This is a genomic window from Nocardia seriolae NBRC 15557 (genome assembly GCF_007990715.1).
In the GTDB taxonomy this organism is placed as follows: Bacteria; Actinomycetota; Actinomycetes; order Mycobacteriales; family Mycobacteriaceae; genus Nocardia; species Nocardia seriolae.
Map to the genome: position 1 here is coordinate 15,468 of NZ_BJWY01000030.1, position 23,009 is coordinate 38,476.

Consider the following 23,009-nt stretch of genomic DNA (forward strand, 5'->3'; position numbering starts at 1 on the left):
TTCCTCCACGCTCGAGGGTCCTCCGCCCGAGGCTAAGCACTGCCGCTTAACGGAACAAGTGTCAGTTTTCTGAGCAGTGCCGCCACCGGTGCGCTAGGACCTGCGATAGCGGCGCACAACGACTTTCGCGGGCCGGATCGACCGGTCCCCGACGGTCAGGCCCGGCTGGATGACCGACTCCACGGTCCGGTCCGCGGTCGGATCGTCGGTGTCGGTGAGCTCGGCGGCCTCCATGGTGTCCGGGTCGAAGGCGGTGCCGCGGAACGGCGTCACCAGCTGGCCGCCCCGTTCGGTCAGCATGCGCTCCACCCGGCGGCCCATGGCCTCGAAACCCTGGCGGTCGGGTTCCGAATTGGAGGTGGACGCGAAGGTCTGCGCCAGTCCGTGCAGGGCGAACAGGTCGCGAATCAGCGGCGCGTCGTGCTCGGCCCGCTCGTCGCGGATCTTGAGCTTGGCCTCATCGGCTAGTCGCTCGATGGTTGCGGCCTGGCGGGCGATGACGCGCGCGAGGTCGTCGATGCGCTCGGTGATGCGGTCGAGCGTGGGTGCGGACACCTCCACGGTCTCGGGTACCTCCGCCGATGCGGAGGTAGCGGCAATCGTGGCCGTCGGGGCTGGATCGGTCATGGTGGAACGATAGTCCCAGCGGTCGGCGGTGGCTGCTACCATCGCGCCCATGGGGGTCTACGGAATCGATCTGGGCACAACGAATTCGGCAATTGCGGCAATTGACGCAGACGGTCGGCCGGAGGTGCTGGTCGGGATGAACGGCGAACCGACCGTTCCGTCGGTGGTGTTGTTCGCCTCGGCGCACGACCACGTGGTGGGGGAGGGCGCGCGGCGGCAGGCCCGCCTGGATCCCGACCACGTGTGCACGCTGGTGAAGCGCCGCATGGGGGATGCGGAGTGGCGGTTCGGGGCGCACGGGCAGCTGTGGTCCGCGCCCGCGGTGTCCTCGCTCATCCTGAAAAGCCTTGCCGCCGACGCCGAATTCGCGGGGGGCGAACCGGTGCGGCGGGCGGTGATCACGGTGCCCGCCTACTTCGGTGACGAGGAGCGCCGCGCCACCATACAGGCCGGGACCTATGCCGGATTCGATGTGGCGGGTGTGCTCTCCGAGCCCATCGCGGCGGCGCTGGCCTACGGCTTCGGGCGGCTGGACGGCAGCCTGGAGATCGGCAAGGGCCCGACGCGCGAGACCGTGCTGGTCTACGACCTGGGCGGCGGCACCTTCGACGCCACCGTCATCGAACTCGCCGACCGGCGCATCTCGGTGCTGGCCGTGGAGGGCGACCATCAGCTCGGCGGCGCGGACTGGGACGAGCGGCTGGCGCTGTACCTGTCGCAGCAGTTCTGCATCGCCAACCCCGATGCCGAAGACCCCCTGGATGATTCGGTCGGCTCCCAGTTGCTGGTGCTGGCGGCCGAGCAGGCCAAGCACGAGCTCACCACGGCCGATCGCACCGAGGTGGTGATCGCGCACGACGGCGCGCGGGCGGTGATCGAGCTGAGCCGGGCCGAACTCGAGACCATGACCGCCTCGCTCATGCGCCGCACCCTCGATCTCACCAAGGCGGTGCTGGCCGCGGCCGAGCAGCGTGGGGTGCGACGGGTGGATCGGCTGCTGCTGGTGGGCGGTTCCTCGCGCATGCCGATGGTTGCCGAGCAGTTGCACAAGGAATTCGGGCTGGCCGGTGAGCTGAGCGATCCGGATCTGTCGGTGGCGCGCGGGGCCGCGCTCTACGGCGAGAAACTGGAGATGGAGCGGCTGGTGGCCGCGGACCTGGTGACCCGCGGGCGATTACGCGACGGCGCGGAGCTCGTGGAGGCCGATCCGGGTGATCTGGAGGCCGCGCTGAGACGGGTCGCCGACTCCTTCGGGCAGCCGGTCTCGTTGGTGCGCCGCATGATCGAGATCCAGGTGGACACCGTGGTGTCGCGCGGGTTCGGGGTGCTGGCGCTGGATCCGTTCAACGGGCTGGCCGCCAGCTGGCTGGTGCATCGCAATCAGACGCTGCCCATCAAGGTGCGGCGCTCCTACGGCACGGTGCGCGCGGATCAGGATCAGATCGAGCTGACCATCGTGGAGCAGCAGGGGCAGGCGGCCTCGACCCGGCCCGAGGACACGAAGGTATTGGTGGAGGGCAGGATTCGCGATATTCCGCCGGGGTACCCGGAAGGCAGTGAAGTCCGGGTCACCTTCGAGATGGGATTCGACGGGGTGCTGCACGTGACCGCCTACCACGTGGACGCCGATATGCCGCTGACGCTGTCGGTGCGGACCGGGGCCACCCTGTCGCAGGCCGATGTGGAGCGCGAACTGGATCAGTTGCAGCGCACCCGCCGCCGCAACTCCTGACCGAGATCTCACCCGTACGATCGAAAACCGATGCACGCCTTCGACGCCAATGACTATCGCAAACGAGTACTCGCCGCCGTGGAGCGCCGGGGCGGCCTGGAGGAATCCGATGCCTTCGAGCTGTACGACATTCCGCTGGCCGAGGCGGCGCGGCTGAGCGATGCCGAGGTGGCCGCGCGCATCGGCGAGGTGTGGGCGCTGTGGCAGAAGCTGCGCGACCATCCCAAGTTCCGGGTGCTGGCCGGGCTGCTGGTGGACGCGCACGCCGAGCTCTCGGAACCCCTGCTGCACACCGGTTCCCGGCTCGTCGAGGCCGATCGGGTGCAGCAGTTGCGGGGCCGCCGCGACGCCGAACGCTACGAGATGCTCGACGCCGCCATCGAACGCCTGGTCCAGCGCCACGGCGGCATCCCCGCCGCCAAACTCCCCGGCCTCGAGGACATCGGCCGCATGGGCGGGCTCAAGCTGGCCGAGATCGCCGCCCACATCCGCCGCCACCGCATCATCGACGACGCCCCCGCGCCCACCCCGCCCGGCCGCCCCGGAGCTGAGTCCCGAACGCCGCCGGCAGATCCGCAAACTCCTGGCCGAGTACGAACGCCTGCTACCGGGCGACCCGGTCCCCACCCTGCTGACCCTGCTGCACCTGGACTTCTCGGCCGCCCACCACACCGCGGAGATCCGCCTGCGCGCCGAAGCCCTGCGCGCCCGCACCCGCGAACTCCCACCCGGCCGCGTCCGAGTCGTCCTCGACGAACTCCTCATCCACATCCGCGACGTCCTCGAACCCGGCGGCCCCATCGTCGACGCCTACCTCCTGGTCGTCATCGAAACCGTCACCGATCAACTCCGCCCCCAGGTCCGCGCGGCCGTCCTGGTCGAAGACCTGCTGATAGCAGCCGATTTCGACTATCTCCTGCGCGAAGCCATGACCGGCGGCCTGGACCACCCCACCGCCGAACGCGTCCTGGTCGGCCTGACCGACGAACTCGGCACCGTCGTCGAGGGCCGCGAACACCTCGCCGCCCCACCCACTACCGGCTCGTCCACCTCGCGCCGTCCCACGCCGGGCGACCCGGCTGCCGGAGGCAGGCCTCACGATGGCTCGACGACATCCGCTGCGCGGGGACCCGCGGACTCGACCACCGGCCCGGGAACCGCCGGTCGCGGCTCAGGCGTCGGCCGTGGGTCCGCGTCCTCGGCCGGCGCGCACGGAGATTCGAGCGCCGCGGCTGGTGAACGGCCGCCGGGCGCGGCGGAAACCGGTGGCGCGCGGCGGTATTCGGGCGCGTCCGCGGCCGGTGGTGGGACCGGGGCCGAAGCCTCGGGCGGCTCCGGGGCGTCGCCGACTTCGGGCGCTGAATCCGACCTATCAGGCGAGATGCGTGGATCGGCAGGGCATGGAGCTGCGGGAAGCGCTCGTGCTCAGCGGGATTCGGGCATGCCGGCCCAGGGCGGGGCAGGGGCTCCGCCGGCGACAGGGTGGCAGCAGCGGCCCTACTCCAACGGTGGATCGGGCGAGACGCGTTCGGCGGGAGCCGGACGGCCGTGGGAGGCGGCGTTGCGGGCGGCGCGGGGGGCGTTGTGGGCGGGGCGGCCCAAGGAGGCGGCCGGGTTCGTCGCGGATGCGCGGCGGGATCTGAGGGGTGACGCGGCGGGGGCGACCGCGGTGCGGGCGGTGGGGGAGGAGGTGGAGCGGGTGCTCGCCGAGGCGGTGATGCATTGGCGCGGGGCCGTGTCCTGTTGTGCGGGGCGCAGGTTCGTCGAGGCGCTGGCGGAGCACCTGGACTTCCTGGACCGGCGGGCGGCGGATGTGGCCAATCCGGATCCGCGAGGGGCCAGCCGGGAGTTGCTGATCGGGCGGGCGCGGGCCGCGGTTGTCGAGGCGGGACGGTTGTTCGAGGCGTTGCCCGCGGATCCCGGATTGCGGATGGCGGGGGTGCGGGCGGTGCTCGAGGTGTGCGCCGATCATGTCGAGGCGCTGGCGGCGCTGGCCGAGTTGCAGGTCGGGTCGCCCGCCGAGGTGACGGCCGGGCGGAAACCGGACGGGACCGTGGTGATTGCCTGGGGGCCGTCGGCGACCCCGCAGGTGGAGTATCGGGTGACACGGTTGCTGGCCGATGGGTCCTGGCGGGTGGTCGGGCGCACGCGCGGCACCGCCCTCGAGGACGGCGGCGCGCTGAGCGGGCCGGTGCCGGTGTACGGCGTGGTGGCGTCGGTGTCGGGGCGGGTCTCGGAAATGGTGCGTTCCGACGGGAATTCGGGCGCGGACCGGGCGGGTGGTACGGCCGCGGACTCCGAGCTACCCAGCGGCATGCCCACGGTGCGCAATCTGGCCGAGAGCAGCGGGCTGCTGGTGTTCGTCTGGCCGACCGGCATTACCGAGGTCATGGTGGTGGCGCGCCCGGACGCGCCGCCGGTGGACCCCGACGATCCGCGGGCACGGCGCTGGAAGGTCACCAATATGCGCTACGAGATCGAGGGTGGCGTCCGCATTCCGGCCGAGATCCCGCGGCCCTGCCACGTGGCAGTGGCCTCCTGCCGCCGCGAGCCGTCCGGAACCCTCACCGTCGCCGCCGGTTTCGCGCCCGACGCCAGGATTCGCTGGGTGCGCTGAAGGCCGCCCGCGGACGCCATGGGAATCTGGTGAGGGCCGCTGCTGTTGCCGCAGGGACGGTCATGATCAGAGAGGCGGAACCGGGTGACTCCGAAGTTGATGGCGGTGAGCGACATCCATGTCGGTCATCAGGGCAACAAGCCGGTGGTCGAGGCGATCCGCGCGGATTCCCCCGAGGACTGGCTCATCCTGGCCGGTGACGTCGGCGAGAAGACCGACGACATCCGCTGGGCCCTGGAGACCCTGCGCGGCCGCTTCGCCAAGGTCATCTGGGTGCCCGGCAACCACGAATTGTGGACCACCGCAAAGGATCCCGTGCAGATGCACGGCGCGGCCCGCTACGACTACCTGGTCTCGCTGTGCCGCGACCTGGACGTGCTCACCCCCGAGGACCCGTTCCCGGTGTGGGAGGGCGCGGGCGCCGAGCACCACGGCGGCCGGGTCACCCTCGCGCCCATGTTCATGCTCTACGACTACTCGTGGCTGCCCGCGGGCGCGAAGACCAAGGCCGAGGGCCTGGCCATCGCCAAGGACCGCAATGTGGTGGCCACCGACGAATTCCTGCTCTCGGCCGAGCCCTACCTGACCCGCGACGCCTGGTGTCACGCCCGTGTCCAGTACACCCAGCGCCGCCTCGACGCCCTGCCCGCCGAGACCCCGCTGGTCCTGATCAACCACTGGCCGCTGGTCCGCACCCCCGTCGACATGATGTGGTACCCCGAATTCGCCCTGTGGTGCGGCACCGACCTCACCTCCGACTGGCACACCACCTACAACGTGGTCTGCTCGGTCTACGGCCACCTCCACATCCCCCGCACCACCTGGTACGACGGCGTCCGCTTCGAAGAGGTATCCCTCGGCTACCCCCGCGAATGGCAGCGCCGCGGCCTCCCCGACAAACTCCTGCGCCAGATCCTCCCCGTCCCCGACTACGGCGACGAACTCAACGAGTGGGGCGGCCACTTCAAGATCACCCCCGAAATGCGCGAAGCCGCCCTGAAAATGAAGTAAACCGTCGAACGCCGTCGCGGCCTGGCCTAGCCCGCAACACCGCCCCCTCCGGCATCCCACGGGCCGGATCCGCCACTGCTGCTCCAGAACTGCCGCGGCGGATCCCGGCCGAAGCCTGCCGGAATGGCGCGGACACAGCAGCGGCAAGCGCGGTAGCTGTCATATAGCTGCAACCTGGCTGGGCGTGCGTGATGGGTCCTGACCTGTGAAGATGGTCCGGTGCGCGATGTGCTGCCGCAGCTGATCGATCGGGTCCGGCAGGGACCGGTCGCCTTGGCGCGAGTGGTGGCCGTGACCGGCGCGGGCCCCCGCGAACTCGGAGCCGCCATGGTCGTCACCGCGGCGGGCGAGGTCATCGGCTCGCTGTCCGGCGGCTGCGTGGAAGCCGCGGTGGTCGAATCCGCCGCCGACGTCCTGGCCACCGGCTCCGCGGTACTCGAGCACTTCGGGATCGCCGATCCGGACGGCATCGCCATCGGGCTGACCTGCGGAGGGGAGATGGAGGTCTTCGTCGAGCGGGTGGGCGCGGAGCGGCTCGAGGAGCTCGCGGCATTGGATCGGGCGCTGCGGGCCGGGCGGGCCGTTTCCCTGGTGACGACCTTGAACAGCGCGCCGGTATGGCATCTCGTTGAGGATGGCATCGAATCGCTGGCTGCTGCGGCACATTCGGCGACCGGCCGATTGGAATCGTCAGGGCCGAGCCGGGACGCGATGCATATGGCGGCGGGCGGGCGGACCGGGACGGTCGGTTCGGAGGAATGTGAGCCGGAGTTTCCGGTGCGCGCGTTCGTGCAGAGTTTCGGGCCGCGCGCGCGGATGATTCTGGCCGGGGCCAATGACTTCGTGCGGGCGTTGAGTCGGCTCGGGGCGCAGCTCGGGTATCGGGTGACGGTTGTCGACGCGCGCGAGACCTTCGCCACCGCAGCGCGATTCCCGGCCGCGCACGAGGTGGTGGTGGAATGGCCGCATCGGTATCTGCGGCGGGAGCGCGATCTGGGACGGGTCGACTCGCGCACGGTGGTGTGCGTGCTCACCCATGACAGCAAGTTCGATGTGCCGATGATCGCCGAGGCGCTGGGGATCGAGGGGATCGGGTTCGTGGGGGCGCTGGGCTCGCGGCGAACGCATGAGGACCGGCTCGCGCGGCTGACGGCTGCCGGGGTGGGGCCGGAGCTGTTGCGGCGGCTGCGCAGCCCCATCGGCCTGGACCTGAACGCCTCGACCCCGGACGAAACCGCGGTCTCCATCGCCGCCCAGATCATCGCCGAATCCACCGGAGCCTCAGCCCGCCCCCTGACCCACACTCCCGGCCCCATCCACCACTGACCCATTCGCCGAGCGGCAACCCCCGGAGGGGAATTGTCGGATTCTCCCTCCAGGGTTTGCCACTCGACGGGTCAGAGGAGGTGCTCGAGGCGGACGGGGATTTGGGTGATGCGGGTGCCGGTGGCGTGGGTGACGGCGTTGATGATGGCGGCGGCTGCGCCGATCATGCCCAGTTCGCCGAGACCCTTGACGCCCAGCGGGTTGACGATGTTGTCGGGTTCCTCGATGAAGGTGATGTCGACCTCGGGGGCGTCGGCGTTGACCGGGAGGAGGTACTCCAGCAGGGACGGGTTCATCCATGCCCCGGTGCGGGGGTCGGGGAGGGTGGCTTCCATCAACGCTTGGGACAGGCCCCAGTTCATGCCGCCCAGGACCTGGCTGCGGGCCAGTTTGGCGTTGAGGACGCGGCCGGGGGCGAAGGCCCCGACCATACGGCGGACTCGGACCAGACCCAGGTCGGGATCGACCGCTACCTCGGCGAACTGCGCACCGAAACTGATGCGGCCGAACGGGAGATCGGCCGGGGGTGGATTCCAGGTGCCGATGGTTTCCATGTCGGTGAGGTGGTGGCGGGCCAGCAGGGCCGAATAGGTCTCGCCCACGGCGGGATTGGAGCGGACCCGCAGGCGGCCGTCGCGGGATTCGATCTCCTGCGGAATCCGGCCGTGCAGTGGGGATTCGGGGTCGCCGACGGCCAGTGCGATCAGCTGGTTGCGCAGGTCGGTACAGGCGGTGTGGACGGCGGCGCTGATGATGCCCGCGCCCATCGAGCCGACCGCGGCGGCGATGTTCGGGTAGTCGGTATCGCCGATATCGACTCGGATGCGGTCGAATTCGATGCCCATGGCGTCCCCGGCCACCTGCGCCATGGTGGTGGCCACGCCGGTGCCGAACTCCTGGGTGCCCGCCTGCACGATCAGCGCCCCGTCGGCCAGCAGGCGCGCGTGCGCCCGCTGCGGTTGCCCGGGTTCGTAGACCGGGTAGCCGGAAGTGCCCATGCCCCAGCCGATGCGCCAGTTGCCGTCGGTGCGGGCGGGCCCACGCCCGGCCTCGGCGGACCAGCCGAAGCGTTCGGCGGCGATGCGCACGCAGTCGGCGTAGCCGTCGGAGCTCCACGGGTGGCCGCTCTCCGGGGCGATGGTGGCGTGGTTGTGCAGCCGTAATGCCATGGTGTCCAGGCCGATCGCGGCCGCCAGCTCGTCGATGGCGCACTCCAGGGCGAGCATGCCGGAAGCCTCACCGGGTCCGCGCATGAACGTCGGGGTCATGGTGTTGCCGCGGATGAGCCGGTATTGCCCGTCCCAGTTGGGAATCGCGTACGCCTGCCCGGCCACGCCGAGTGACACCTCGGCCCAGTCGTCGAAAGGTGAAGTGACCGAGAGCTTGTGGTGGCGCAGCCCGGTGAACGTGCCCTTGTCGTCACAGGCCAGCGTGACCCGCTGCTCCTGTTCCTCGCGTAATCCGGTGCCGTAGAACATCTGCTCGCGATCGAGCACCACCTTGACCGGGCGGCCCAGCTCGCGCGCGAGCATGGGCGCGAGCGTGACGTGCGGCCAGATCATGGCCTTGGCCCCGAACCCGCCGCCGACATAGTGCGATACCACCCGCACATTGCCCGCCGACATGCCCAGGTAGGCGGCCACGGTGGCCTGGGTGGCGGACACGCCCTGGGTGGCGTCGTAGACGGTGACGGTGTCGCCGTCCCAAATGGCCGCGGTGGCAGAGCATTCGATCGGATTGTGGTGATTGGCGGCGAAATGGTAGGTGATGTCGACCGAATGGGCGGCGGAGCCGAAGGCCGCGCCGAAGTCGCCGCGCGACTGTGCCGCCGGGACGAGATTGCAGAACACCTTCTCCGGCTGATACTGCGCGTCGCGCCCATCGTCCAGTCGCACCAACGGCTCCCGCGCCTCGTACCGCGCGGTCACGAGTTCCGCGGCGTGCTGAGCGATTTCGAAGGTATCCGCGATCACCACCGCGATGGGCTGGCCGTAGTAGTGAATCGTATTGTCCTGCATGGGAAAGAACGTTTGCCCGGGTGCGGCCCCGCCGAACCCTGACGGCCACTGCGGCGGGATGGCCGCCACCTTCGGCAGGTTCTCGTGGGTGTAGACCGCCACCGCCCCGGCGGCGAGCGCGGCGGTGACATCGACGGAAAGTACGTTCCCACTGCCGATCCGAGCACCCACCAGCACCGCGTGCGCCAGCCCGTGCAGGGGCACCTCGGCGGTGTACTGCGCCGCCCCGGTCACCTTCGCGCGCCCGTCGATCCGATCGAAACCCTGCCCGACCAGCGGCCGGGCGGCGGTGGCGGTCATCGCGTACCTCCCGAGTCATGCTGCGGCCGAACGGTTTCCAGGGCACGTACCAGTGTCCGCACCGCGAGCTCGCGCTTGAACGCGTTCATCGGATGCGAGGTGTCGGCGGCCTGCAATTCGGTCGCGGCCGCCTTCGTGAAGTTCTCCCGGGTCGCGGAGACGCCGATCAGCATCTGCTCGGCGATGCGCGCACGCCACGGCTTGGTGGCCACGCCGCCCAGCCCGATCCGCACATCCAGGACCGTGCCGTCGGCGATGCTCATGGCGACCGCCGCGGAGGCGAGCGCGAATTCGTAGGACTCCCGGTCGCGCACCTTGAGATAGTGCGAGTTGCGCGCGAACGGCAGCGCGGGCACGTCGATGCGGGTGATCAGCTCGTCGGCCGCGATCGGATGCTCGAGGTGCGGGGTGGTGCCGGGCAGCAGGAAGAAGTCGTCGAAGCCGATGCTGCGTTCCCCGCGCGGACCCCACACGGTGACGGTGGCGTCGAGCGCGACCAGTGGAATCGCCACGTCCGAGGGATGGGTGGCGAAGCACGACGGGCCGGTGCCCAGAATCGCGTGCCCGCGGTGCAGGCCGTCGACGGCATCGCAGCCGGAGCCGGGATCGCGTTTGTCACAGGCGCTTCCGGGCTCCCGGAAGTAGGAGCAGCGCACCTTCTGCATGAGATTGCCGCCCATGGTGGCCATGTTCCGCAGCTGCGCCGACGCGCCCTTCCACAGGGCCACCGACAGGAACGGATAGCGTTCGATCACAACGGGTTCCGCGGCCACCTCGCTCATGGTCGCCAGCGCGCCGATGCGCAGCCCGCCGTCGGGGGTGTGCGCGATGCCGCCCAGTGGCAGCCAGGTGATGTCGACGATGTTGTCCGGCTCCATCGCGCCGATGCGCAGCATGTCCACCAGGGTGGTGCCGCCCGCCAGGAAAACCGTTGCGGGCCTGGAGGTCACGGTGGAGACGGCCTGTTCGACGCTGGTCGGCCGGGCGTAGCAGATGGGTTTCACGGCAGCCCACCTTCCTTGTGCCGCATGCCGTCCCGGCCCTGGCACACGGCGTCGCGAATGTTCTGATAGGCCGCGCAGCGGCAGATATTGCCGCTCATCCACTCCGCGATCTCGCTCTCGGATTCGGCGTGGCCCTCCTTGATGCATTTGATGGCCGACATGATCTGCCCGGGGGTGCAGTACCCGCACTGGAATCCGTCGGTCTCCAGGAACGCTTGCTGCACCGGATGCAGCCGGTCACCGTCGGCGATGCCCTCGATGGTGGTGATCTCGCGCCCCTCGGCGGCCAGCGCCAGGGTCAGGCAGGACAGCACCCGCCGGTTGTCGATCCACACCGTGCAGGCCCCGCAGCCGCCCTGATCGCAGCCCTTCTTGGTGCCGGTCAGGTGCAGGTGCTCGCGCAGCGCGTCCAGCAGGCTGGTGCGGGGTTCCAGGACCGGATAGTGCTCGTGGCCGTTGACGCGCAGCGTGGCCATGGTGCGGGTGGGCCCGATGAATTCGGCCGGTTGCGTGCCGGTCCGTTTCGATGGTTCGACGGTCATACCTCGCCTCCTGCCTCGCGGACTCTGGAGTACCGCGATGGTTGCCGGACTGCGGTTGGGATGAACTGGCAAAAGCCTAGCAACCTCGACCGGATCGCGCTCGGTGGGCGAACTCGGCGGAATCGGCCCATGCTGGACGAGCGACCAGTTATAGTCCGGTCGGCCGGACGGCCGAGCGGCGCTGCGCCGCAATCGAATCGCCCAGGGAGATTCCGCCGAGATGAGACGTACCCGCATCCTGTGCTCGATGCTGTCGACGCTGGCCATCGCTTCGAGCGTATCCGCCGTGGTGAACGCCGAACCGGCGGATATCGCCGGGACGGGATCGTCGGGCAGCTCCAGCGGCTCGGGCTCGGGGTCGGCCTCGGGCAGCGCGAGCGGTTCGGGGACCGGCAGCTCGGGCGCGCCGACCAGCGTGCCCGCGTTCGGGCCCGACTTCCTGTGGGGCGTGGCCATGGCCGGATTCCAGTCCGAAGGCCGTGCACCCGACAGCAATTGGAGCCGCTACGCCGACTCCGGCAAGGCCCCCGACCGCTACGGCGATTCCGTCGACTTCTACGACCGCTATGCCGAGGACATCGACCTGGCCGCCGGGATGGGGCTGAAGGTCTTCCGCCTCAGCATCGAATGGGCGCGGGTGCAACCCCAGCCCGGGGTCTGGGACGAGGCCGGATTCCGCTTCTACGACCAGGTCATCCAGAAGATCCGGGCCGCGGGCATGCGGCCCATGCTGACCCTCGACCACTGGGTGATCCCGGGCTGGGAGGCCGATCGCGGGGGCTGGAAGAACCAGGGCATGGTCTCGGACTGGCTCACCAATATGCGCCGGGTCGTGGACCGGTACGCGGGCGTCGACCCGCTGTGGGTGACCATCAACGAGCCGATGGGCTATGTCGCGCAGTCGATCCAGATCGGCGATATCGGGGTGCTGGACGCGCTGCCGATGTTCGATCGGCTGGTGCAGGCACACGGCGCGATCTACGACTACATCCATCAGCGTCAGCCCGGCGCGAAGGTGACAAGCAATGTCGCGCAATACCCCGTGATCCAGGGCCTGACCGACATGCTCTTCGTCGATCGCGTGCACGGCAAACTCGATTTCATCGGCGCGGACTTCTATTACGGTGCCTCCCTGTCGAATCCGCCGAGCCCGGACCTGCTCGGCAGCGAGCTGTGGAAGAACGCCATCGAACCCGAGGGCATCTACTACTACCTACGCGCCTACGCCGAGAAGTTCCCGGGCCTGCCGATCTACTTGGTGGAGAACGGACTTCCCACCGACAACGCCGCCCCGCGCGCCGACGGCTACGACCGCGCCGACCACCTGCGCGACACCGTCTACTGGTTGCAGCGCGCCAAGGCCGACGGCATCGACGTCATGGGCTACAACTACTGGAGCCTCACCGACAACTACGAATGGGGCAGCTACGCACCGCGATTCGGCCTCTACACCGTCGATGTGAAGACCGACCCTACCCTCACCCGCCGCCCCACCGACGCGGTCGCCGCCTTCGAGACCATCACCGCCCAGAGCGGCGTGCCCGCCGACTACCGCCCCACCCGCAAGCCCGCCCTGTGCTCCATCATCGTCCCGTTGGAGAGCTGCCTGCGCCCCGTCTCCGTCCCCTGACCGGCCGCTCCGGTCAGCCGGAGGTGAGGCGCAGGCCGCCGGCGAAGGCGTCGATCATGGTGTGCAGCAGCGGATTACGGGTGGTCGCGCGCCAGGCGGCGGCGTAGGTGATGACCAGGGGGCACGGTTGCAGCGGCCGCCAGACCAGGCCGGGGACCGTCGCGGTGCGCGCCGAGCCCACCCCGATGGCCTCGGGCCGCAGCGGGAGCAGTTGCAGCATCTGGGCGTGGCTCATGGCGCTGTCGCTGAGCGTCACCGACGCGCCGCGCTCGCGCAGCTGCGCGAGTACCGAGTCGTGGACCTCGGGCGCGGCGTCACGGGCGAACATGATCAGCTCGTGGTCGCCGATGCGGGCCGGCTCCACCGAACCCGCCGCGGCGAGCGGATTCTCGCGCGACATGACGATGCCGAGTTCCTCGTCGGCGATGGGCGTATACGCCAGATGCTCGGCCAGGCGCACCGGCAGCCGCAGTACTGCCAGATCCACTTCGTCGCAATCCAGCAGTCGCGCCTGATCGCCGCTGGTCCCGGTGGTGAATGCGATCCGCACCCCCGGCTGCCGCGCCTTGAGCAGCGACTCGATTCGCCCCGGCAGCCACTGCGGGGCGCCGTTCACGATCCCCAGCCGGAACGACGCATTGCCCGGCTGCGCCACCGCCCGCGTCTCCCGCACCGCGATCTCGGCCGCCTCCAGCACATATCGCGCCGACTTCAACAGCACCTCCCCGGCCGCCGTCAACTCCACCCCGTGATTCCCCCGAATCAACAGCGGCCCGCCCACCTCCTTCTCGATGGCCCGAATCTGCTGACTCAGTGTCGGAGTCGAGATGAACAACCGCTCCGCGGCCCGCCGAAAATGCAGCTCCTCCGCCACCGCCACGAAGTACCGCAACTGCCTCAATTCCACCCTTGAACTGTAAGCGCCCCAACACGCCCCACCGAATCCGTTGACCGGCACGCCGACGAGGTGATCGGCGGATTCCCTCCCGGGTGTGGCACTCGACGGCCGGGGGCAGGGCGGCTGGGCGGCATCCGACTCCGGTGTCATCCACCCTGGAACAGTAACGCAAATTCCTTGCGTTTATAGGCGCGCCGTGGCTAGCCTTAACGCAAGTGACGATGCTTTAAGGAGATTGTGATGCCGTATCAGTGGCCGCTCGATCCGCGCGATGTCTTCGCGGAGCGCTATCCGCAGATGGTCAATACCGGCCTGCCCGCGTCGGATGTCGACGCCGTGCGTGCCGCCGTCGCCGCGATGTGGCCGGACGAGCCGGGCGGGTGGGTGCACGAATGGTCCACGCGCGCTGCGAAATATGCCGCCGACGGGCGTCACGAGCTGGCCGCGCTCGCCTACGGATGGGCGAAGTTCCCGGTCCTGGCCGATACCCCGAAGCGGGTCGCGTTCCAGCGGCAGATCGACGAGTATCTGCTGGCCGCGACCGATTTCCCGATGCGCTTCGAACGCCGCGTGCTGGATCTGCCCTACGGCGGGACCGTGCTCGCGGTGCCCGTGCACCTGTTCACCGCGCCGGGCACCGCCGCCGACGCCCCGGTCCTGCTCGCCAGCGGCGGCGTGGACGGCTGGAAGATCGACCTGCACCAGATCCTGCTCACCCTGGCCGCGCACACCGGCGCGCACGTGCTGGCCTTCGACATCCCGGGCACCGGGGAAACCCGGATCCCCCTGTCGCGCGAAAGCACCGGGCTCATCGACAGTTTGATCGTGGCCGCCCGAGAAATGGGCAATGGGATCGTGGCGCATCTCGGCTTCTCCATGGGCGGCTACTTCTCCGCCTACAGCGGCCTGTCCGGCAAGGCCGACGCGGCCGTGGTGATCGGCGGGCCGGTGCAGGCCGCCTTCGCCCCGGACCGCACCTGGCAGGTCGGCATGGCCGATATCGTCGCGCACGCACTGGGTTTCGAGCAGCGCCCGACCGCCGCGGAGATCGTGGCCCGCGCGTCGGCGATGTCGCTGGACGCACTGCTCGAACAGCGGAGCAACGCACCGATGTTCGTCGTCAACGGGGCCGACGACATTCACATCCCCCGGGCCGACACCCTGGTGTTCAGCGGCCGCCCCGACACCCGGGTCGAATCGATCGCGGGCAGCGGCCACTGCGCCATGTCCGAACTGGGCGTCGTCATGCCCGAGGTGATCGGCTGGCTGACAGGCCGATTGCGGTGACGACCGCCGCCTGATCGCTGCCGGGCTCGTCCCGGTCACCGAGCATGGCGGGTGAACCCGCCGCGCGGGTCTGGACGGTCACCTCGCGGGAGACCGTCAACAGGGTCCTGGAGCCGTCCCGCAGGGTGTGCCCGGCAGAGGTCAGGGCGACCTGCCGGGTCGTGCGCTCGAAAAGAGTGACACCCAGATCCTTCTCCAAGCGCCGGACCGAGGTGCTCAGGGCCTGCTGGGTCATGTGCAGGCGGCGCGCCGCCCGGGTGAAGCTGAGTTGCTCGGCCACTTCCAGGAAGGGGGTCAGGCGGTACAGGTTCAGTGGTTCTTCCGCGGTCGGGAGCGGAATCGCTTTCATTACCTTGCCTTTCGTCGATCCTCGGCATCCGCCGATCGGGGTCACCCGGGCTGCGCGGCGCGCACCGCGGCGTCCAGGCCCTCGGGAGTCAGGTTGGTGACCGGTGTGGAGCCGATCCGTACGGCCGGGGCCCGGGTCAGTCGGTCGGCGATCGCCTTGCCGGTCCGATCCGTCACGTATCCGCCGTAGCGGCGGCTCGTCACGCAGTCGTCGAGTCGCGGGCCGGGTGCGACACCGGCGCGCACGGCCATGTCGATGAGTTCCTGGTCGCTCGGGCCCGGTGATCCTTCGGCCGGAACACGACTGAGCAGTTCCCGCCGCCACGCCGGCCAGCTGCCGATATCGGCCTCGGCGACACAGGCGGCGGCATTGCTCGCCCGGCTCGAGTACGCCGTGGTCGAACTCTTGTCGCGAATGGCGATCATGCCGTAGTCGACCGCGATCGCCCCCTGCTGCACGAGGGCGTCCAGCGTGGGTCCGGTGACCTTCTGGAACGACCCGCACAGCGGGCACTGCGGATCCTCGAGCACGGTGACCACGACCTTCGCGTCGGGGTTGCCGATCCGGACCAGGCCATCGGTGAGCGTGGCCGGGCCCGCGACGGCGGCCGCCGCGGCCTCGGCCGCGCGGTCGCGGGTGCGGATCTGGTCGGACAGTCCGAAGCCGATCGCCACGGTCAGTATCAGCGGGATGGCCACACTCAGCAGGCGTCCGAGGACACCGATGCGTTCCGACTGATCTGCCCGGGGGAAGCGGCCCGTCCGGGTCTTACGCATGAATGGATTCTCTCCAGGGTTTCGGGCCATGAGGCCACAGATTTCGCTTGACACTGCGAAGTGTTGGCCAAGTTAGCACACCTTCGGCAAACATCAAAGAGTGTGAAATGTCAAGGGGGCGCGTGGAAACATTGCGTAACGAAATCCCGGTCCGGGAACCACGTAACCGGCGTTTCACCAGCGAAATTACATCGTGGGCGATTCTTTCGGGTTGACTTGTGTCACTTGACCGACAAAATTAGCGGCACGGTAGCTAACTTTCAGTTATCGGTTGGAGCTCGTCTGGCGCAGGCTCCCGGCGCGTGGGCGACCACGGGGATCGGGGACGAAGGAAGAAAGAAGATCGGTATGAGTGATCAAGCAACCCTGCACCTCGAGTACCTGTACGGCCCGCAATGGAATGCCGTCCTCACCATCGTCGAACAGGCTGGCCAGCTGACGGCCGAGCAACGGGAACGACTCAACACCGCCGCGGCCAAGGCCGCCGAATCCCAGCTGGGGCAGCTGCAGAACGCGGCCTCCGGCACGGGCGGGCTCTCCGGCCTGTCGGGGCTGTCCGGTCTGCTGTCCGGGCTCGGGCAGCAAGGCACATCGCAGCCGCTGCAGATCGCCACCCGGGTGGCCAAGGAATTCGGGCGCGCCCGCAATACCCAGATCGCGGCAGCCGTCGCCGGACAGGCCATGTCCCCGGGGGCCGGGGCCGGGGACATCGCGGGCATCCTCCAATCGCTCGGCTCGCTCGGCGCGGTCAGCGTCCTCAACCAGGCGGTGACCGCCGCGGTACTCGCGGATCTGGTCGGGCGCGGTGAGTTCACCGAGGACGTCTACGCGGAACTGATGCGCCCGTGGCGGGAAGGCATCGGGGCCTGAGGCGGCGATGGGCATCACGAATCAGGCCAGCCGCGATACCTCGATCGGTTCGGCGCCGAGTCTGGCCGACCTGACCGACCTGCAGTCGGCCGCTGTCAGCTTCGGTTACCACCAGGGCAATGTGGCCGAGGGCCGGGCCGCGGTCGCGCACAACAAGATCGAACGGCAGGGCCCCATCGGGTGGTGGAATCGGCACAAGCTGCTGACCACCGGATTGAGTGGCGCGGTCGCGGTGTACCTGGCGTTGCTTCCTTCCGTGCAGAGCGCCGCGCTGGTGGTGCTGGGACATGTTCTGTAGCTCCGCGCGGACCGGTAGCCGTCGGGTACGGGCAGCCGCTACCGTGCTCATCGCGGCGGCGGCGGTCCTGCTCGCGGCCTGCGGCACGACCGAGAACCCGGGCTCGTCACCGACGACGAGCGCCGGGCCGGACGCGGCCGACTGCTCCGGCGGCGCGCAGGCCGCCAATGGTCTGCAAACCGCCATCCGGCAACTATCCGACGGTCTGAGCGGGATCGGCCCGGCCTCGGAGCGCAACGATCTGAACGCGGTGCTCGACCAGATCGACTCGGCCCGCGGGGCCGCCGACACCATCAGCGGCGGCCTCGGCGCGGCGGCGGCGACCATGACGGCGTCCTCGCTCATCCGGACCGAGTTCCAGAACGCGGCCACCTCGGGTGCGGACCTGCGCTCCACCCTCGACGGTCTGCGCGCGGCGCTGGCCGGCGGCCCCGGGCCCGGCGATCAGTCGGCGCAACTCCAAACCGCGATAACCGCTTTCAACACCGCGCTGGAGCGGTTGTCGCTGGCGTGTTCCAGCAATTTCTCCGCCACGACCGTGGAGCCGACCACCGTTTCCCCAACCCGGACAGCGAGATAGGCGACAGTGTCCAGAGAAGAATTCGCGATACGGCTGACTCGACTGCACGCCGCGGCGGGCTCACCGCCGAGCAAGTCCGTCGTGCGGCGAGTGAACCTGCGCTCCTCACCCGGGACGCGGGCCTTCAGCGGTCAGCGCCTCAGTGATTGGCGGCTGGGCCGCAATATCCCGGCCAGGTTCGATTCGGTGCTGCCGCTGCTGTCGGTCCTCATCGACGAGGCGAAGGCGCGACCGACTTCCGGCCGGGCCGACCGGCGGCTGTACGACCTCAACGAATGGCACGGCGCGTGGTCGCGCGCCCGCGACACCGCCCCGGCGCCGAACCCGGACCGCCCGCCCTACCGGGGCACCGAGCCCTACGGGCCGCGGGACGCGGAGATATTCTTCGGCCGCCGTGCGATTTCGGCGGATCTGGAACACCTGGTCGAGTCCGTACGCGGGGGCGGCGGCCCGCGACTGGTGCTGCTGCTCGGCGCGGCGGGCTCCGGGAAATCCTCGGTGCTGGGCGCGGGGCTGCGGGCCGGGGCCGCCGAAAAACGTTCGGTGGCGGTGGCTTTGGAGTCCGATCCGGAGTCGGCACTCGCGGACGCGGTAGCCGCGCTGGGGGAACTCGATGGCGAAGCCACGCTCCTCATCGTCGATCAGGCCGAGCGCCTGTTCACGCACTGCCCCGATAAGGTTGTGCGGCAACGCTTCCTCGCCGACCTCGAGCGTCTCGCCACCGACCCGGACCGGCCCCGGATGGTGGTCGTGCTGGCGTTCCGTTCCGAACAGCGCGCCGATCTGGACGCCTATCCGGTGCTCGCCGAGGCGCTGCCGGACAGGTCGCTGACGCTGGGCGCGCTGACGGAAACCGAACTGCGCCAGGTGATTCTGCGTCCCGCGGCGAAGCTCGGCTGGCGGGTCGAGGCCACGCTGGCCGAGGTGATGCTGCGCGATATCGGAACGCTGGGGCTGGGGACGGAAGCCGCGGTGCTGCGGGTGCTGACGCCGGTGCTCACCGCGGTGTGGGAGCAGCGCTCCGGCATCACCTCCACGTTGGACGCCTACCGGGCACTGGGCGGTCTCGGGCAGCGGCTGGTGGCCGACGCCGAACGGTCCTGGGAGTCGCTGACCGAGTACGAACGTCTTGTCGCGCAACCGATTCTGCTCAGTCTCGCCATCCCGGGTCCGCGCTCGGCGAACCGGGACCGGCTGCCGCGCCGGATTCTGCTGGAGGAGTCGCCGCATCCCGCCACCGCCGACATCGTCATCGATCGGCTGACCGCGGCCGGCGTGCTGAGCGCCGTCGGCGACGCGGTCGAACTGTGCAATGACGCGCTGCTGACCGACTGGCCGCGGCTGGCGGACTGGTTGGCCGACGAACGCGAGCCCACCTCGTCCCGGCGCCGGATCTGGGAGGACGCCCGCGTGTGGGCGGCGAACGAGCGTCCGAAGCGACTGCTCTACGACGGAAAACTACTTCGGGAGGCGGTGGAATTGTGTCCGCGGGATGCCTCGCGGAATCGGACCGTCGACGAATTCCTCCGCGAAGCGCAGCGGCGGCGTTTCCGGCGGCTGCTGTCTCTGGGCACGGCCACCGTGGTCACGTTTCTCGTTCTGCTCGCGCTGCTTTCGCATTGAACGGGCCGCGTCGGCGAATCTCCTCCGCACCGGCCGACTGCTCCAAAAACTGAAAACAACCGCTGTCTTATTTCTGTCGAGGGATTCGAGTGTTCTTGTGCGACATCCATCGTCGGCGACCGCGCGCACCCCCGAGACGGCGCTGTCTCGAGAATTCGGATCGCGGTTTGCTCACCCAGTAGTGATGTACTCGTGCGAAAGGCATAGGCGAAACGTGCAGTTATCGAATGGCTTTACCCCGGGCCTCAAAATGCGGGAAACCAAGGCATCGAGCCGGGCTCGAAGAAAGAACTCCAGAAATCGCCGGGGCCTGTACGCGGCCGCGGCGTTCGCCTCGGTGGCGACGGCCTCGCTCGGCATGGGCGGACTCGCCAACGCCGATACGGCCACCGGCCCCGACGGCTCCGAACTGCTCACGCAATTCGGTACCGCCGTCGGCTCGAACCTGGACCCGGCCGCGCGCACCCAGCTGGAATCGGCCCTGAGCGGTGTCGCGTCGCTGACCGCGGGCACACCCCTGGCCGACCCGGTCGGTGCTTTCACCGGCGGCGTGCAATCCCGTGCGCCGCAGGCGGTTACGGCAGATCAGGGCGACGCGTCGGCTCCGGCCGCGCCGCGTTCCCCGCTGCGGGCGGCGAGCCTGGAGAACGACGGGGGCGCCACCGGCGGCGGCACCGGCCGTGCGCCCGCCGCCGTCGAGGAGATCGCCGGTGTGGTCGGCCAGATCGCCTCCTCCGGACTGGATCTGAACCAGATCGGCGCGTGGGCCCAGCAGGTGCCCAGCGGTCCGCTACAGCAGCCGGTGCAGGATCTGCTGGCCTTCGTCCGCGACGCCACCGAGCTGGCCGGCGGCCGGCGAACCGACCCGGCCGCCAATGCGATCGACACCCTCATCACCCAGGCGCGCGAGCTGTTCGGCTTCCCGCAACCGGGCGGTGACCAGGCCCAGGCCCTGCGCGAACTGCTCGCGCCGGTGGCGGGCGGGACCGACCTGTCGCCGATGCTCGCGCAGTTCGCGCCCGCGCTCGGCGAGCTGGCCCCCGCCCTGAGCGGGTTCCTGGCGCCGGTGCTGAGCGCGGTCGCGGATCCGGGTTCGGCACTCGACGCGGCCTTCGCCCCGCTGCGTGACGCGGTGCGGGCGCTGCTGCCGCAGACGCAGTTGCACGACACGGCGCTGCCGCTGCTGCCGTTCCTGACGGTGCCGATTTTCGTTGCGGTGCTGGCCATGCCCGTGGTGGGCATCATCGCGCTGGGTCTGGCGGCGGCGGCCCTGGTCGCGGTCGTCGCCGGGGTGGTCGTGGTGGGCGGGCTCGCCGCCGCGGCCCTGGTCGGGGCGCTGGTGGTGGGCGCGGTGGTGCTCGCACCGGTGCTGCTGGTCGCCGCGGTCGTCGCGCTGCCGTTCGTGGTGGCGGGTCTGGTGGCGTTCCAGTTCGTCGCGCCGTTCGTGCTCGCGGGCCTGCTGGCGGGCATCGCGGTGGTGACCGTCGGCGCGATCCTCGCCGCGGCGGCCGCGTTGATCGTCGGGATCGCCGCGACCGGTATCGCGTTCGTCGTGGCCGGACTGATCGCGGTGGCGGCCAGCGCGTTGCTGCCGCCGCTGGCCCTGATCCTCGCGCCGCTGCTGTTCACGGCCACCCTCGCGGTGCTCGTGCTGGGGCTGTTGGCCACGGCCGCAGTGGTTTTCGGCCTGCTGGCGCTGGGCGCGCTGGCGGTCGCCGCACTGGCGGTGATCACCGGCCTGCTGTCGCTGCTGACGCCGTTCGGCCTGCTGGCACTGCCGATCCTGGTGGTGCTGGCGGTCGTGGCCGCCGGTTTCCTCGCGGCCGCCGCGGCGATCGCACTGGGAATCCTGGTGGTGGCGTTGGTGGCCGGGGTGGTGCTGCTGGGCATCGCCGCGGGCGTCACCGTGACCTGGCTGCTCGCGCTGGCCCTGGCCGGACTGGTGATCGCGGCCGCGGGCGGCGTCATCATGGGCTACCTGGTGGGTTCGGCGGCCAAGCTGCTGGCCCTGGGCGGGCTCGCATTCGCCGCCGTGGCACTGGTCATCGGCACGATCGCGGCCGGGCTGCTGATTCTCGGGCTGCCGATCATCGGCCCGTTCCTGGCACCGCTGCTGTTCCTCGGCCTGGTCGTGCTGCCCGTGATCAACGCGCTCGCGCTCATGCTGGCCGGTCTCGGGGCGGTCATCATAGCCACGGTTATCTGCGTCGCGGTGGGGCTCGTCCTGATCGCGGGCCTGGCCGCGGCGGTGCTGGTCGGCTCGCTGTTCCTGATGGTGTTGATGCCGTACGCGATTCCGATCATCCTGCTCGCGGATCTGGCCTTCGCGGCGTTCGTCGCCCTGGGGCTGGGCTTCCTGACCGCGGGCGCGACCGTGCTCACCCTGGTCGAGGGCGGCGCGTACATGCTGCTGACGGCCGCGGCGGCCATCATCGGCGCGGGCCTGGTGTTCGCGAGCGGATTCCTGCTGGCGGCGGTGGCTTTCGTGGGCTTCGTGCTGGCGGCGCTGCTGCTGATCATCGCCGCCCCGCCGCTGGCGCTGCTGGCCTCGCCGCTGATCTTCGGCGCGATGCTGGTCGGGCTGTTGGTCATGATCGGGACCGCGATGGCGGCCGGCAGCGTGGTGGCCCTCGGTGTGGCCGCCGCGTTCGTCGGCTTCGGAATCATCTGGGCCGTGGCGATTCTCGCCTTCGCCGCGACCCTGGTCATCGTGACCGGGCTCTTCCCGCCGCTGTGGGTGGTGTCGATCCCGATCGCGCTGGCTGCCATCGCGACCATCTTCGTGGCCACCGCCCTGGGCATCGGGCTGGCGCTGGCATTGACGGCCGCGGTGTTCCTGGTGGGCAATGCCCTCGGGGTGGCGCTCGCGGCGGTCGCGGTCGTCGCCACGGCGATCGTCGCCATCCTCGGCGTCGCGATCGCCGCGGTGCTGTCGGTCCCGTACCTGCTGCTCCTGCCGGTCGCGGTGTTCGCGTTCCCGGCGGTCGCACTGGGCCTGCTGTTGCTGGCCTCGCCGGTGCTGGCCCTCATGGTCGGGATCGGTGCGCTGGGCGCGCTGCTGATCGGGGCCGCCGTGGTGGCCGCGCCACTGGTCATCGGCGGGCTGGCGGGCAGCCTGTTCGTGGTGGGCTGCCTGATCTTCCTGGCCTCGGTCGGGATCAGCCTGCCGATCACCTTCTCGTGGCCGCTGGCCTTCGTCGCACAGCCGATCGACGAGACCTCGGCCAAGACGTCGAGCCGGCGCACGCGCGGCGGCTTCCGCCTCGACGGTGGTGACCTCACCACCGAGCAGGTGGTGGCCGGTCTGCAGGCGCTGCTGGCACCGAATTCTGGTGCCGTGCAGCAGGTCTCGCCGGAGGAGACCAAAGCGGCACCGAGCGTCCCGACCGTCGGAGCCGGTGTGGCCGACGGCCCGGTGCGTGATTCGGGCAACCGTCTGGTGTCCGTGTCGCTGTGACGTCCTGATCGCAGCACCGTGGCCGGCCCGCACCATCGGGCGGGCCGGCCACGGGTGTTCTCCG

At 70.0% G+C, this 23,009-nt stretch carries 19 protein-coding genes; 11 read left to right on the forward strand and 8 right to left on the reverse strand.

Annotated features, from left to right (window positions below; genetic code table 11):
• Positions 1 to 93 precede the first annotated feature (93 nt).
• Positions 94 to 627: a nucleotide exchange factor GrpE gene (gene grpE / locus NS2_RS12140; RefSeq protein ID WP_033087672.1), complete on the reverse strand. Its 534-nt coding sequence runs from the start codon at positions 625 to 627 to the stop codon at positions 94 to 96.
• 49 nt (positions 628 to 676) lie between these two features.
• Here grpE and NS2_RS12145 point away from each other — a divergent pair, with 49 nt between their 5' ends.
• Positions 677 to 2,359, forward strand: a complete 1,683-nt coding sequence (locus NS2_RS12145; RefSeq protein WP_033087653.1) for an Hsp70 family protein — start codon at positions 677 to 679, stop codon at positions 2,357 to 2,359.
• A gap of 604 nt (positions 2,360 to 2,963) precedes the next feature.
• Here NS2_RS12145 and NS2_RS12150 read toward each other — a convergent pair.
• Positions 2,964 to 3,377, reverse strand: coding sequence for a hypothetical protein (locus NS2_RS12150; protein ID WP_033087652.1), 414 nt, complete (start codon positions 3,375 to 3,377; stop codon positions 2,964 to 2,966).
• Positions 3,378 to 3,800: 423 nt separating this feature from the next.
• Between NS2_RS12150 and NS2_RS12155 the strand changes: the two genes are divergently transcribed.
• From NS2_RS12155 to NS2_RS12165, 3 genes are all read left to right on the forward strand, one after another.
• Positions 3,801 to 4,976 (forward strand): SaeA-related protein, encoded by a 1,176-nt coding sequence (locus NS2_RS12155; protein ID WP_143837476.1) that lies wholly within the window; start codon positions 3,801 to 3,803, stop codon positions 4,974 to 4,976.
• Between the two features lie 84 nt (positions 4,977 to 5,060).
• On the forward strand, positions 5,061 to 5,987 hold the full coding sequence (locus tag NS2_RS12160) for a metallophosphoesterase family protein (RefSeq protein WP_033087651.1): 927 nt from the start codon (positions 5,061 to 5,063) through the stop codon (positions 5,985 to 5,987).
• A 219-nt stretch (positions 5,988 to 6,206) separates the two neighbouring features.
• Positions 6,207 to 7,313: an XdhC family protein gene (locus NS2_RS12165; RefSeq protein WP_033087650.1), complete on the forward strand. Its 1,107-nt coding sequence runs from the start codon at positions 6,207 to 6,209 to the stop codon at positions 7,311 to 7,313.
• 71 nt (positions 7,314 to 7,384) lie between these two features.
• Here the strand turns inward: NS2_RS12165 and NS2_RS12170 are convergent, their stop codons facing one another.
• The 3 genes from NS2_RS12170 to NS2_RS12180 are packed head-to-tail and all read right to left on the reverse strand — an operon-like array spanning position 7,385 to position 11,177.
• Complete coding sequence (locus NS2_RS12170) at positions 7,385 to 9,631, reverse strand: xanthine dehydrogenase family protein molybdopterin-binding subunit (RefSeq protein WP_033087649.1); 2,247 nt, start codon at positions 9,629 to 9,631, stop codon at positions 7,385 to 7,387.
• Entirely contained in the window at positions 9,628 to 10,635 is a 1,008-nt protein-coding gene (locus tag NS2_RS12175) for an FAD binding domain-containing protein (protein WP_186817593.1), read from the reverse strand. Before NS2_RS12175 ends, NS2_RS12170 begins: the two co-directional genes overlap by 4 nt.
• Complete coding sequence (locus NS2_RS12180) at positions 10,632 to 11,177, reverse strand: (2Fe-2S)-binding protein (RefSeq protein WP_033087647.1); 546 nt, start codon at positions 11,175 to 11,177, stop codon at positions 10,632 to 10,634. Before NS2_RS12180 ends, NS2_RS12175 begins: the two co-directional genes overlap by 4 nt.
• Before the next feature lie 220 nt (positions 11,178 to 11,397).
• On the opposite strand from NS2_RS12180, the gene NS2_RS12185 reads away from it, so the two are divergent.
• Positions 11,398 to 12,807 (forward strand): glycoside hydrolase family 1 protein, encoded by a 1,410-nt coding sequence (locus NS2_RS12185; RefSeq protein WP_083415002.1) that lies wholly within the window; start codon positions 11,398 to 11,400, stop codon positions 12,805 to 12,807.
• A 13-nt stretch (positions 12,808 to 12,820) separates the two neighbouring features.
• Here the strand turns inward: NS2_RS12185 and NS2_RS12190 are convergent, their stop codons facing one another.
• On the reverse strand, positions 12,821 to 13,714 hold the full coding sequence (locus NS2_RS12190; protein WP_036546014.1) for a LysR family transcriptional regulator: 894 nt from the start codon (positions 13,712 to 13,714) through the stop codon (positions 12,821 to 12,823).
• Between the two features lie 231 nt (positions 13,715 to 13,945).
• Between NS2_RS12190 and NS2_RS12195 the strand changes: the two genes are divergently transcribed.
• Entirely contained in the window at positions 13,946 to 14,992 is a 1,047-nt protein-coding gene (locus NS2_RS12195; RefSeq protein ID WP_033087644.1) for an alpha/beta fold hydrolase, read from the forward strand.
• Here NS2_RS12195 and NS2_RS38165 read toward each other — a convergent pair.
• A complete protein-coding gene (locus NS2_RS38165) occupies positions 14,949 to 15,341 on the reverse strand; it encodes a LysR family transcriptional regulator (RefSeq protein ID WP_052086334.1) in 393 nt (130 codons plus the stop codon). The two genes, NS2_RS12195 and NS2_RS38165, sit on opposite strands and share 44 nt — an antisense overlap.
• A gap of 41 nt (positions 15,342 to 15,382) precedes the next feature.
• Positions 15,383 to 16,117 (reverse strand): DsbA family protein, encoded by a 735-nt coding sequence (locus NS2_RS12205; RefSeq protein ID WP_052086333.1) that lies wholly within the window; start codon positions 16,115 to 16,117, stop codon positions 15,383 to 15,385.
• Positions 16,118 to 16,465: 348 nt separating this feature from the next.
• Between NS2_RS12205 and NS2_RS12210 the strand changes: the two genes are divergently transcribed.
• From NS2_RS12210 to NS2_RS12230, 5 genes are all read left to right on the forward strand, one after another.
• Positions 16,466 to 16,987: a hypothetical protein gene (locus NS2_RS12210; protein ID WP_033087643.1), complete on the forward strand. Its 522-nt coding sequence runs from the start codon at positions 16,466 to 16,468 to the stop codon at positions 16,985 to 16,987.
• Positions 16,988 to 16,994: 7 nt separating this feature from the next.
• Complete coding sequence (locus NS2_RS12215) at positions 16,995 to 17,285, forward strand: hypothetical protein (protein WP_033087642.1); 291 nt, start codon at positions 16,995 to 16,997, stop codon at positions 17,283 to 17,285.
• Positions 17,286 to 17,328: 43 nt separating this feature from the next.
• Complete coding sequence (locus NS2_RS12220; RefSeq protein ID WP_033087641.1) at positions 17,329 to 17,865, forward strand: hypothetical protein; 537 nt, start codon at positions 17,329 to 17,331, stop codon at positions 17,863 to 17,865.
• A gap of 6 nt (positions 17,866 to 17,871) precedes the next feature.
• Positions 17,872 to 19,488, forward strand: a complete 1,617-nt coding sequence (locus tag NS2_RS12225; RefSeq protein ID WP_082062613.1) for an ATP-binding protein — start codon at positions 17,872 to 17,874, stop codon at positions 19,486 to 19,488.
• A 250-nt stretch (positions 19,489 to 19,738) separates the two neighbouring features.
• Positions 19,739 to 22,945, forward strand: coding sequence for a V-type ATP synthase subunit I domain-containing protein (locus NS2_RS12230; protein WP_106852377.1), 3,207 nt, complete (start codon positions 19,739 to 19,741; stop codon positions 22,943 to 22,945).
• The last annotated feature ends 64 nt before the right edge of the window (positions 22,946 to 23,009 follow it).